Source organism: Streptomyces sp. NPDC050619 (genome assembly GCF_040654815.1).
GTDB lineage: Bacteria > Actinomycetota > Actinomycetes > Streptomycetales > Streptomycetaceae > Streptomyces.
This window is the reverse complement of sequence record NZ_JBFAIR010000034.1, coordinates 55,124-67,123: the sequence shown is the minus strand read 5'-3', so window position 1 is coordinate 67,123 and position 12,000 is coordinate 55,124. Positions and strand designations below refer to the sequence as shown.

The following is a 12,000-nucleotide window of genomic DNA, read 5'->3' as shown; positions in this document are numbered from 1 at the left end:
TCAGGACATCAGGAAATCAGCCGCGCCTCAGGCGCGCACCAGCTCCTTCTCCTCGTCCGGGTCAGCGTCCGCGTCCCCGTCCTTGTCGGCCTGTGTGCGCAGGCCCTCGCCCTCGACGTCCACGTTGGGCAGAGCCCGGTCCAGCCACTTCGGCAGCCACCAGGCCTTCTTGCCGAGGAGCGCGAGTACGGCGGGGACGATCGCCATGCGGACGACGAACGCGTCGAAGAAGACCGCGATGGCAAGACCGAAGCCGATCATCTTGATCATCGACTCGCTGGAGCTGATGAAGCCGCCGAAGACGGCCATCATGATGATCGCGGCGGCGGCCACCACCCGGGCACTGTGCCGGAAGCCGGTCACGATGGCCTGGCTCGGCGACTCGCCGTGGACGTACGCCTCCCGCATGCGGGTCACGAGGAAGACCTCGTAGTCCATCGCGAGACCGAAGACCACGCCCACCATGAAGATCGGCATCATCGACATGATCGGGCCGGTCTGCTCGACCCCGATCAGGCCGGAGAGCCAGCCCCACTGGAAGACCGCGACCACGGCGCCGAGCGCGGCGAGCACGCTGAGCAGGAAGCCGAGGGCCGCCTTCAGCGGGACCAGGATGGAGCGGAAGACCACGATCAGGAGGAGGAAGGCGAGGCCCACCACCAGGGCCAGGTACGGGATCAGCGCGTCGTTGAGCTTCTGCGAGAAGTCGATGTTCATCGCGGTGGTGCCGGTGACCAGGACCTCCGCGCCCGTGTCGGCCTTGACGTCGGCGCCCTGGCCACGGATGACGTGTACCAGGTCCTCGGTCTGTACCGAGGACGGCTTGGAGTCCGGGATCACGGTGATCGTCGCGGTGTCGCCGGCCTTGTTGAACGCGGCCGGGGTGACCGTCACGACGTCCTTGAGGCCCTTGATCCCGTCGGCCACCGTGGTGGCCGCCGCCTTGGGGTCGTCGCTGTTCTTGGCGTCGACCACGATCATCAGGGGGCCGTTGAAGCCGGGGCCGAAGCCCTCCGACAGCAGGTCGTACGCCCGTCGCTGCGTCGTGGAGGTCGGCTGCGAGCCGTCGTCGGGCAGGCCCAGCTCCAGCTGGGTGGCCGGGACGGCGATCACTCCGAGGCCGACCACGCCGAGCAGCAGCACGGCGGCCGGACGGCGGATGACGAAGCTCGCCCAGCGGGTGCCCAGGCCGGGCTTGGCCTGCGTCCCAGCCTTCTCAGACCTCGCCTTCTCGGACTTGTCGCGGCCCCGCAGCTTGCCCTTCTCGCCCGTCGGCCGGACCTTCCTGCCCGCGTACCCGAGCAGCGCCGGGATCATGGTCAGCGCGATGAGGACGGCGACCACGACCGTGCCCGCCGCGGCGAGGCCCATCTTGGTCAGCATCGGGACGTTGACGACCGCGAGGCCCGCCAGGGCGATCACGACCGTGAGACCCGCGAAGACGACCGCCGAGCCGGCCGTGCCGGTGGCCCGGCCCGCCGCCTCCTCCCGGTCCCGGCCCTCGGCCAGCTCGCTCCGGTAGCGGGAGACGATGAACAGCGCGTAGTCGATGCCGACCGCGAGACCGATCATCAGCGCGAGCGTGGAGGTGGTGTCGCCGAGGTCGAGCGCCTTGGCGAGGGCGGTGATGGTGGAGACACCGATGCCGACGCCGATGATCGCCGTCAGCAGCGGCAGTCCGGCCGCGACCAGCGAGCCCAGGGTGATGACGAGGACGACCGCGGCGATGGCGATGCCGACGATCTCGCCGGCCGCTCCCGGTTCGGCCCCGGCCTGTAGCGCGTCACCTCCGACGTCGACGGTCAGGCCGGTGGCCTGCGCCTGGTCCGCGGCCGCCTCCAGGGCGTCCCGGGTCGCGTCCTTCAGCTCCATGCCGGGGACGTCGTACTTCACGGACGTGTAGGCGACCGTGCCGTCCTTGCTCACGGCGTTCGTCGTGAACGGGTCGGTGACCGAGGCGACTTCGGAGCCGTCGCGCAGTTCGTCGACGGTCTTCATGACGGTCGCCTTGTTGTCGGCGTCCGTCATCTTCTGGCCCTCGGGCGCCTTGAAGACGATGCGTCCGGTCGCTCCGTCGGCGCTGCCCCCCGGGAAGCGCTGTTCCAGCAGGTCGAAGGCCTTCTGCGCTTCGGTGCCGGGGATGGAGAAGGAGGTGGTGCCGGCGGCGGGCGCGCTGGCCGCGCCGACGCCCGCGAGGGTCAGCAGAGCCACCCATATCAGGGCGACGAAATGTCGTCGGCGGAAGGCGAGCCGGCCGAGTTTGTAGAGGAAAGTGGCCACGAAGGCGTACTCCCGGTCAGGTCGTGAGTGTTTCAGGGCAGGGGAGATCAGCCCGACGACGTGAGCGGATACGTCAGGTGGGGTCCAGCTGTGGGGACTTGCTAGGAGGTGGGCACGCCGAGGGCGGGGAGGACCACGGCGTCGATGTACGAAAGCAGGAAACCCTGCGTGGGCGGCGCTTCGTCGATCAATGTGCGGGTGGCGAAGGCGCCGACCATCATGTGCACGATGTACTGAATCGCCGGACAGTCGGGCTCGACCTCACCGCGGTCGACCGCGCGCTGCATGACCTGCTTGAACTCGTTCATCTCCGGCTCGATGAGCAGTTCCTTGAATGCCCGCATCAGATCCGGATTCGAGTGCGAAGCCATGGCCAGCGCCCGCATCAGGTCGGAGTTCCGCTCCATGGTGCAGTCGTCCTCGACCGAGGCGAGGGTACGGAGGTCACCCCGGAGGGATCCGGTGTCGATACCGCCGATCCGGCCCGGCTTGCTGTGCCGCATGGCCTTCACGACCAGCTCGGGCTTGCCGCCCCACTGGCGGTAGAGCGTCGCCTTGCTGGATCGGGTACGGGCGGCCACGGCGTCCATGGTGAGGGCGTCGTAGCCGACTTCCCGGAGCAGTTCGAGCACGGCCGTGTACAGCTCGGCCTCGCGCTCGGGGGTGATCCGACTGCGACGCGCCGTTGCGACCTCAGTCATGACTCTCACCTTCCTGATCCTTCGCCGGACGACACGGTTTCGTACATGGCGAATGTAGCGCACCCCCAAGCGAAACGAAACTGTTTCGTTCGTATTGTGAGGCACGCCGCAATCAATTGTCTGACTTGCCCTGTCCCATCCCCCGGCAAAGCATGGGGAGGTGAGCTATCTGCGCCTGCCGCATCTGAGCGGCGAACTGCTGTGCTTCGTGGCCGAGGACGACCTCTGGCTGGCGCCCCTCGACGAACCGGGCCGCGCCTGGCGGCTCACCGTCGACCGCACCAAGATCGGCCACCCCCGCTTCTCCCCCGACGGCCGCCACATCGCGTACACGAGCTGGCGCAGCCTGGTGCCCGAGATCCACCTCGTACCCGTGGACGGCGGACCGGGCGCGCAGCTGACGTACTGGGGCTCGCCCGACACCCAGGTCCGCGGCTGGACCCCCGAGGGCGACATCCTCGCCGTCGCCTCCCACGGCGAGCCCTTCTCCTACTTCACCTGGGCCTACAAGCTCCACCCCGACGGCGACCCCGGCCGCAAGCTCCCCTGGGGCCCCGTCTCCGACATCCAGGTCGCCGACCTCGACGGCGAGCGCAAGACCCTGCTGCTCACCGGCACCCCGCCGCACGAACCGGCCGCCTGGAAGCGCTACCGGGGCGGCGCGATGGGACGGCTGTGGCTGCACGGGGAGCGGCTGCTCCCCGAACTTCCCGGCCACCTCCACTCCCCCCTCTTCGTCGACGGCCGTATCGCCTTCCTCTCCGACCACGAGGGCGTCGGCAACCTCTACTCCTGCGCCCACGACGGCTCCGACCTGCGCCGGCACACCGACCACGACGCCTTCTACGCCCGGCACGCGGCGAGCGACGGCACGCGGGTGGTGTACCAGTGCGCGGGCGACCTGTGGATCGTCGACGACCTCGCCGCGGACTCGGCGCCGCGCCGGCTCGACGTCCGGCTGCGCGGGCCGCGCGCGGGACGGCGTACGTACCAGGTCCCGGCGGCCCAGCACGTGGACGGCATCTCGGTCGACGAGACGGGCCGCGCCAGCGCCGTCGTCGTCCGCGGCAGCCTGTACTGGCTCACCCACCGCGACGGGCCCGCCCGCACCATCACCGACAGGCCCGGCGTACGGGTCCGGCTCCCGGAGATGCTGGGCTCGGTCGGCCAGGTCGCGTATGTGACGGACGCGGAGGGCGAGGACGCGATCGAGATCGCCTACCTGCCGCGGGCGACGGGCGACCGCGAGCCGAGGCGGCTGGCCTCGGGCGAGCTGGGCCGGGCCCTGGAGCTGGTCTCCGATCCGCGGGGCGAGCGCCTCGCCATCGCCGCACACGACGGACGGCTGCTGCTCATCGACGCGACCGATGACTCCGACGGCGAGGACGGCCATGTCACCGAGCTGATCCGGTCGATCAACGGCCCGGTGCGCGACCTCGCCTTCTCCCCGGACGGGGCCTGGCTGACCTGGTCGCACCCGGGAATCGGCCGCTCGCTGCGCCAGATCAAGATGGCGCGGATAAAGGACCGTCTGATCGTCGACGTGACCAACGGCCGCTTCGAGGACGAGAACCCGGTGTTCACCCGGGACGGCCGCTACCTGGCGTTCCTGTCGTGGCGCGGCTTCGACCCGGTGTACGACGTGCACACCGGCGACCTGTCCTTCCCGCTCGGCTGCCGCCCATACCTGGTCCCCCTGTCCTCCGCCACCCCCTCCCCCTTCGCCCTGAGCCCGGAGGGCCGCCCGGCAGCCGGGGGCCTGGACCCGGTGACCTCGGAGGAGGACGAGGGCGGCGAGGGCACGGTGACCGCCGTCGAGATCGAGGGCCTGGAGAGCCGGGTGACGCCCTTCCCGGTCGCCGCCTCCAAGTACTCGGCGCTGTGCCCGGTCGCGGGCGGCGGACTGGTCTGGCTGCGCTGGCCGATCTCGGGCGCGCTCGGCGAGACGTTCGCGAATCCCGACGACACCACCGGCCGGCCGACCCTCGAGTACTTCAACATCAGCAAGGCGAAGAAGGCCGAACTCGTCGAGCACCTGGACTGGTTCGCGGTCAGCGGCGACGGCACGCGGCTGGTCGTCGTGGACGAGGGCGAACTGCGGGCGGTGCCCTCCAACGAGTCGGGAGACAGCGATACGACCGTCTGGATCGACGCGCGCCGCATCCTGCACAAGGCCGACCCGGCCGCCGAGTGGCGCCAGGCGTACGAGGAGGCCGGGCGGCTGATCCGGGCGTACTTCTGGGAGCCGGGGATGTGCGGCATCGACTGGGAGGCGGTGCTCGACCAGTACCGCCCGCTGGTCGAACGGGTCGCGTCGCCGGACGAGTTCGCGGACCTGCTGCGCGAGGTGCTCGGCGAACTGGGCACCTCCCACGCCTACGTCTCCGCCGCCCGCCGCAACGAGGGACCGCCGCACTACCAGCGCCGCCAGGGCCTGCTCGGCGCCAACTTCGTCCGACGGGACGACGGTTGGATGGTCAAGCGGATCCTGCCCGGCGAGTCCTCCGACTCCAAGGCGCGTTCCCCGCTGGCCGGCACGGGCATCCGCGAGGGCGCGGTACTCACCCACGTCGACGGCCGGCCGGTCGATCCGACGGCGGGCCCGTATCCGCTGCTGGCGGCGGCGGGCGGTACGACGGTGGAGCTGACGTTCCTCCCGGCCGAAGGCGAGGGCGGGGCGCGGCGGGTCGCGGTCGTCCCGCTCCTCGACGAGCGGCCGTTGCGTTACCAGGACTGGGTGGCCAAACGCCGGGCCGTCGTACGGGAGTTGAGCGGCGGACGCTGCGGCTATCTGCACATCCCCGACATGGGCGGCTCGGGCTGGGCCCAGTTCAACCGGGACCTGCGCATGGAGGTGTCCCGGCCCGCCCTGATCGTGGACGTGCGCGGCAACGCGGGCGGCCACATCAGCGAGTTGGTCGTCGAGAAGCTGACCCGCACGATCCTCGGCTGGGACCTGACCCGCGACGCCCAGCCGGTGTCGTACGCCTCGAACGCCCCGAGGGGCCCGGTCGTCGCCCTCGCCGACGAGGCGACCTCCTCGGACGGCGACATGATCACGGCCGCCTTCAAACTCCTGAAACTCGGCCCGGTGGTCGGTCAGCGCACCTGGGGCGGAGTGGTCGGCATGACCGGCCGCCACCAACTGGGCGACGGCACGGTGATCACGGTCCCGATGAACGCGGCCTGGTTCGACGCCTACGGCTGGTCCATCGAAAACCACGGCGTAACCCCGGACCTGGAAATCCTCCGCACCCCTCTGGACTGGGCAGAGGGCCGCCATGCCCAACTGACAGACGCAGTACAACTGGCCCTCAACCTCCTGGAAACCAACCCCCCGGCAACGCCGCCGGACTACACACACGTCCCGAACAGATCGAGGCCAAAGCTCCCCCCGCGCTTGTAAACAGGGGTGCAGGTGACCAACCCAGGGGCGCGGGGAACTGCGCGACCAGCCCCCACGCACCCGCACCCAACAACGCACCCCCACACCCCAAACAAAAACGCAGGGTGCCCTCCCCCAAAAGGGAAGGGCACCCACGCTCACAGGCCGAAGCCAACCGCAACGTCAGGCGTCATAGTCCTGAGACATCCGGTCCTCTTCCTCCCGCTGCATCCGCTCAGTCTCCTCGCGCTCACGCTCACGACGCATACGCTCAGGATCCTCCTGACCACGCTGCGGCCGGCCGCGCTCCTGACCCTTCTCCCGGGCCTGCTGCGCCTTCTCCTTGGCCTGCTGCTGCCACTGCTCCGACTGGTCCTGGAACTTGTCCTTCATACCCATGTGGGTTCACTCCCGTGGGGTGAGGGGTTGGGCCCCGTGGTGGGGCCTCGACCAGATTCACATGGCCGGACACAGTGCGCATTTCGATCAACTACGCTGCGTAGCGCGGGCTTCCTCATCCGCCGCCCCACCTGCGCCGACGAGCCCGGCCCGCATCCCCTCCAGCCGGGTCGCGAACCGCCGCATCTCCCGCTGCCCGACGGTCCCGACGAGCCCCGGCAGGTACCCGCGCACCCCCTGCATCCCGCGCAGCCACCACTGCCCGTACACATGGCTCGACCGCCGCTCGATCCCGGCCACGAGCCGGTCCACCGCCGGCCCCACCGGATACGTCTTGTCGGCCGGCCACGGCAGCCGCCGTCTCAACTCCCGCAGCACGTCGTCCTGATCGGCGCCGCGCACCATGTCGGTGTCGGTCCACGACAGGTACCCGACGCCGACCCGCACGCCCTTGTACCCGACCTCGGCCCGCAGACTGTGCGCGTACGCCTCCACGCCCGACTTGGACGCGCAGTACGCGGTCATCATCGGCGCGGGGGCGATCGCGGCGAGGGACGCGATCTGGAGCAGGTACCCGCGGCTCTCCAGCAGCACCGGCAGGAAGGCCCGGGCGGTCACCGCCGACCCGATCAGGTTGACCTCGATCACCCGCCGCCAGGCCTGCGGATCGGAGTCGACGAACGGCCCGCCGGTGGCGACACCGGCGTTGGCGACGACGATGTCGACCTTCCCGAACCGCTCCTTGACCTCCTGGGCGACCCGCGCCATCGCCTCGTGGTCGGTGACATCGGCGTACCAGTGGCCGTTGTCGCCGTGCAGCCGTCCGGCCACCTGCTTGAGCGCGTCCGGCTCCAGCCCGACCAACGCCACCTTCGCCCCGCGCGCGGACAACTTGCGGGCCAGCGACTCCCCGACGCCCCGCGCGGCTCCGGTGACGACGGCTACCTGTCCTTCGAGGCTCACCCTGCTCATGCGCCCTCCCTGATCCCCGCGTACGTCATGACGAGTTCCCGGATCTTGCCGGTGACCAGCTCGGGCGCCTCGACGGGACTCATGTGCCCGAGCCCCGGCAGCTCGGTGACTCCCACACAGTTCGGCAGCGCGGCAGCCAGGGCGCGGGCCTGCACCGGCGGGGTCAGCCGGTCGGCCGAGCCCACGAGGACGGCCGTGGGCACCTTGAGTTCCCGTACACCGTGGTCGAGATCGAGCAGGTCGAGCACCTGCGACCAGGCGTACCGCACCTTGCGCGGACACGCGTGCACGATACGGGCGCACGCCTCGACCATGTGCGGGGCCGAACCGGCGCCCATCGTCCCGTACTTGAGGATCCGCCGGGCCAGCGGCGTGACCGGTCCGAGCGGGGCGCGCGAGCCGAGGAGCCGCCTGGTCAGCCAGGTGCGCGGCCGGCCCGCCCGGATCGGTATCACGAGCGCTTCGGCGACCAGCCGCGACGAGCCCGTGCTGCACAGCAGTACGGCCACCGCGTGCTCCCGGAAGCCGGCCCTCCCGGCCGCGGCCATCACCGTCATCCCGCCCATGGAGTGACCGGCGATCACGGCCTTCTCGCCCGGCGCGAGGGTCGCGTCCAGTACGGCTTCGAGGTCGTCGGCGAGCGCCTCCGTACCGCAGGCGGCGCCGGCCGGGCTGCGTCCGTGGCCGCGCTGGTCGTAGGCGATGACCCGGTGGTCGACGGCCAGTTCGCGTATCTGCGCCGCCCAGAAGGCGGTCGAGCAGACCCAGCCGTGGGCGAGGATCACGGCGGGTCCCTGTTCGGGACCGTGCACCTCGACGTGCAGGCGGGCGCCGTCGGCGGAGACGGCGGTGAGGGTGCGGGCGGGGGCGGGCGGGGCGTAAGCGCCCGACGTCACATGCGTGCCGCGCCGGCTCACGCGGCCGGCTCCGGGGCCTTCTTGACGGCGGGGACCCGTAGGACGTCGTACTCCGCCAGATCCACCCTGCGCGTCGCCCGCCGGAACTCGGTCGTCGTCCCCGGCCAGATCGTGGTGTTGCGGCCGCCTGCGTCCTGATACCAGCTGGTGCAGCCGCCCGTGCTCCACACCGTGCGCCGCATGCGCTCCTGCACCCGGCCGCTCCAGGCGCGCATGGCGCCGGGGCGGGCGTCGAGGGCGACCCGGCCGCCGAGGACGTTCAACTGCCGTACGAAATCGGCCAGATAGTTCAGCTGGGACTCGATGATCAGGATCATGGACGAGTTCCCGAGGCCGGTGTTGGGCCCGATGATCGCCATCCAGTTGGGGAACCCGGGCATCGAGGCGCCCCGCAGCGCCTCCATCCCGCCGCCCGCCGCCCAGGCTTCGGCGAGCGTACGGCCGTCCGCACCCACCACCCGCTCGGCGATCGGTATGTCGGTGACCCGGAAGCCCGTACCGAAGATGATCGCGTCGACCTCGGCCTCGCTGCCGTCGGCGGCGACGACGGTCGAGCCGCGCACCGACGCGAGCCCGCCGGCGACGACGTCCACATGGGGCCGGGCGAGCGCCGGGTAGTAGTCGTTCGACAGCAGGATCCGCTTGCAGCCGATGCGGTAGTCCGGGGTGAGCTTGGCCCGCAGGGCCGGGTCCTTGACGGCGCGGGCCATGTTGCGCTTGGCCACCTGCTCGACCAGCCCCATCTCCCCGGGGTGTTTGGTGAACGCCTGGACCTGCAACTCCCGGATGCCCCACAGGAGTCCGCGCCGGGCCAGCGCGGTGAGGGGCAGCGCCCGGTGCAACGCACGTTCCACACCACTGATCGCCCGGTCCACGCGGGGCAGCACCCACGACGGGGTGCGCTGGAAGAGGGTGAGCCGGGAGACGTCCGACTGGATCGCCGGCACGATCTGAATGGCCGACGCACCGGTCCCGACCACCGCGACCCGCTTGCCGCGCAGGTCGTAGTCATGGTCCCAGCGGGCCGAGTGGAAGACCTTCCCGGGGAAGGAGCCGAGACCCGGGATGTCCGGGATCCTCGGATCGCACAGCGGTCCGGTGGCGGAGACGACCATGTCGGCGTGGAGCGAGCCACCGCTGGTCTCGATGTCCCAGCGAAGCTTCTCGCCGTCCCAGGTCATCTTCCTCACCTCGGAGTTGAAGCGAATGTGCGGGCGGATCCGGAAGACGTCCGCCACGTGCTCCAGGTACGCGCGGATGTGCCGCTGCCCGGAGAAGGCGCGCGGCCAGTCCGGGTTGGGCGCGAAGGAGAACGAGTACAGGTGGGACGGCACATCGCAGGCACACCCCGGGTAGCTGTTGTCCCGCCAGGTGCCGCCGACGCTGTCGGCCCGCTCCAGGACGACGAAGTCGGTGATGCCCTCGCGCCGCAGCCGTACGGCCGCCCCCAGCCCGCCGAATCCGGACCCGACCACCGCCACCCGCACATGCTCGTGCTCGTGCTCGTGCTCGGCCATCCCGAAGCCTCCACACATCGCTCGCGACTGCGCCAGTGAACACTGGCGCAATGGGGAGAGTAGAGCAGCTCCGTACTGATGGGTAGGGGTCGGGGCGAAGGAAAGTTACCGAGGGTACGACATAGGCTGCGGACGTGGCACAGACGCGTGAATACCGCATGGAGGAGCTGGCCAGGGAGGCCGGCATCACAGTGCGCACCCTGCGCTTCTACCGCGAACGCAAACTGATCCCGCCACCCCGCCGCGAGGGCCGCATCGCCTGGTACGACGACCATCACCTGGCCCGCCTGCGCACCATCTCGGCGCTCCTGGAACGCGGCCACACCCTGAACGGCATCGCGGAACTGGCCGAGGCCTTCGACAACGGCCGCAACGTGGGCGAGTTGCTCGGCATGGACTCCCCCACCGAGGAGGTCCCGGTCCACCTCACCCCCGAGGAACTCGCCGACCGCTTCGCCGGCCAGGTCACCCCGGAGAACTTCGCCGCCGCACTGGAACTCGGCTACCTGGGCACCGACGGCGAGGAGATAGTCCACATCAGCCGCCGCCTCCTCGACGTCTCCTCGGCCCTGGTCCACGAGGGCATCCCACTCGCGGACGTCCTGGAGACGGGCCGACGCGTCCGCGAACACGCGGACACACTGGCGGAGTTGTTCGCGGAACTGGTGCTACGGCACGCCTCCGAGGAGGACCTCCAGCGACTACGTCCGCTGGCGCGGAGCGTGGTGGACGCGGAGCTGTCGTTGGCGCTGGACCGGCGGCTCAGGAAGCGGTCGTAGACATCAGCAAGCACGCCCGGCCCGGAGCCGTTCATCTGCCTCCAAGCCAAAAGATCAACCGGTAGAGCAGAACGCTTCCGGCGAGAACGCCTCGCGGACAGAGTTTCCCTGCATCCACCAAGCCCGGCTGCGCTCCGCTCCGCCGGGGCGCGCTCACGGCTCCGCCGCCCTCCGCGCTCTGCCTCCGGCCCGCGCTGCGGGCGCTGCGCCTACGCACGCCCACGAGTGGAATAAGCCGGGCAATGAAGGGCGATCACCGCACGAACGCAACCACGGTCAAGACGATGCCTCCGGCGAGGGAGCTCCTGCATCCGGGATGGACGGGGCGCCGTTCGCGAGTGCCGACCGAGTGTGGCGTGCGCGGGGGAGCTCCCATCCCGTCTGCCGTCGCCCCAGGCAGAGCCGAGCGGGCGTGGGTCGACGGCAGAGGGGATGGGAGCTGGGATGAGTGGTTGGAGGGCGACTCCCCGTAGCCTCTTCCTGGATTCTCATCCCGTCACCTCCCATCGCACCTTAACCTGGCTACACAGAAAAAAGGGAAGGCGCACCCTCAATGCTCATTAGCAATTGAGGTAGCCGTCTAATACAGGCAGAGAATATGGGGGCAAGAAGTGGCTGATCCAACAGAGTTGATGCTTGCCGACCTCTCACGGAGGTACGCGGACACGAACGTTTCCTATGCGTTCCTACGACTTTACGAGAGCGATGATCGCCTCGGTCGCGCTTTCGCTAGCATCCATGAGCGACTAAATGAACATTTCGAGTCCATAAATGACAGAGCGGAGACGACCGGTCATTACTGGGCCGAGCAGAGCAGAGAAATGATCGCGCTAATCAAAGAAGTGAATAACTTCCTCGCACTCGTCAACATCCGCAGCGACCCCCATTCGCGCCGGTTCTACGACCGCAAGAGAGCCGAGGGCAAACGCCACGTCCAAGCCGTCCTCGCCCTCGCCCGGCGACGCGTCAATGTCCTGTGACCCCTGATCCGGGACCGACGGTGCTACCAAGTCATACCTCCTGTCACCAGCGCCTCTTGGAAACGTCATT

General features: G+C 69.9%; 9 protein-coding genes. 3 read left to right on the top strand and 6 right to left on the bottom strand.

The window, feature by feature from the left end; translation table 11 throughout:
- Positions 1-27: 27 nt before the first annotated feature.
- Both AB0I77_RS40305 and AB0I77_RS40300 read right to left on the bottom strand, forming a co-directional pair.
- Positions 28-2,280, bottom strand: coding sequence for an MMPL family transporter (locus tag AB0I77_RS40305; RefSeq protein ID WP_363287795.1), 2,253 nt, complete (start codon positions 2,278-2,280; stop codon positions 28-30).
- A gap of 101 nt (positions 2,281-2,381) precedes the next feature.
- Complete coding sequence (locus AB0I77_RS40300; RefSeq protein WP_363287794.1) at positions 2,382-2,981, bottom strand: TetR/AcrR family transcriptional regulator; 600 nt, start codon at positions 2,979-2,981, stop codon at positions 2,382-2,384.
- 160 nt (positions 2,982-3,141) lie between these two features.
- On the opposite strand from AB0I77_RS40300, the gene AB0I77_RS40295 reads away from it, so the two are divergent.
- The gene (locus tag AB0I77_RS40295) at positions 3,142-6,387 is read left to right on the top strand and encodes a S41 family peptidase (protein WP_363287793.1); all 3,246 of its coding nucleotides are present in this window, start codon (positions 3,142-3,144) and stop codon (positions 6,385-6,387) included.
- A 162-nt stretch (positions 6,388-6,549) separates the two neighbouring features.
- On the opposite strand, the gene AB0I77_RS40290 is transcribed toward AB0I77_RS40295, so the two are convergent.
- From AB0I77_RS40290 to AB0I77_RS40275, 4 genes are all read right to left on the bottom strand, one after another.
- Positions 6,550-6,765, bottom strand: coding sequence for a hypothetical protein (locus tag AB0I77_RS40290; RefSeq protein ID WP_363287792.1), 216 nt, complete (start codon positions 6,763-6,765; stop codon positions 6,550-6,552).
- Positions 6,766-6,852: 87 nt separating this feature from the next.
- Positions 6,853-7,737 (bottom strand): SDR family oxidoreductase, encoded by an 885-nt coding sequence (locus tag AB0I77_RS40285; RefSeq protein ID WP_363287791.1) that lies wholly within the window; start codon positions 7,735-7,737, stop codon positions 6,853-6,855.
- On the bottom strand, positions 7,734-8,654 hold the full coding sequence (locus AB0I77_RS40280) for an alpha/beta hydrolase (protein ID WP_363287790.1): 921 nt from the start codon (positions 8,652-8,654) through the stop codon (positions 7,734-7,736). The genes AB0I77_RS40285 and AB0I77_RS40280 overlap by 4 nt, the downstream gene beginning before the upstream one ends.
- On the bottom strand, positions 8,651-10,171 hold the full coding sequence (locus tag AB0I77_RS40275) for an NAD(P)/FAD-dependent oxidoreductase (protein ID WP_363287789.1): 1,521 nt from the start codon (positions 10,169-10,171) through the stop codon (positions 8,651-8,653). The genes AB0I77_RS40280 and AB0I77_RS40275 overlap by 4 nt, the downstream gene beginning before the upstream one ends.
- Positions 10,172-10,329: 158 nt before the next feature.
- On the opposite strand from AB0I77_RS40275, the gene AB0I77_RS40270 reads away from it, so the two are divergent.
- Both AB0I77_RS40270 and AB0I77_RS40265 read left to right on the top strand, forming a co-directional pair.
- On the top strand, positions 10,330-10,950 hold the full coding sequence (locus AB0I77_RS40270) for a MerR family transcriptional regulator (RefSeq protein WP_363287852.1): 621 nt from the start codon (positions 10,330-10,332) through the stop codon (positions 10,948-10,950).
- Positions 10,951-11,792: 842 nt separating this feature from the next.
- Positions 11,793-11,930, top strand: coding sequence for a hypothetical protein (locus AB0I77_RS40265; RefSeq protein ID WP_363287854.1), 138 nt, complete (start codon positions 11,793-11,795; stop codon positions 11,928-11,930).
- The last annotated feature ends 70 nt before the right edge of the window (positions 11,931-12,000 follow it).

Coding starts and splice junctions, on each gene's coding strand:
- AB0I77_RS40275 (WP_363287789.1), bottom strand. CDS start 10,171: ATGGCCGAGCACGAGCACGAGCACGAGCATGTGCGGGTGGCGGTGGTC.
- AB0I77_RS40270 (WP_363287852.1), top strand. CDS start 10,330: ATGGAGGAGCTGGCCAGGGAGGCCGGCATCACAGTGCGCACCCTGCGC.
- AB0I77_RS40300 (WP_363287794.1), bottom strand. CDS start 2,981: ATGACTGAGGTCGCAACGGCGCGTCGCAGTCGGATCACCCCCGAGCGC.
- AB0I77_RS40290 (WP_363287792.1), bottom strand. CDS start 6,765: ATGGGTATGAAGGACAAGTTCCAGGACCAGTCGGAGCAGTGGCAGCAG.
- AB0I77_RS40285 (WP_363287791.1), bottom strand. CDS start 7,737: ATGAGCAGGGTGAGCCTCGAAGGACAGGTAGCCGTCGTCACCGGAGCC.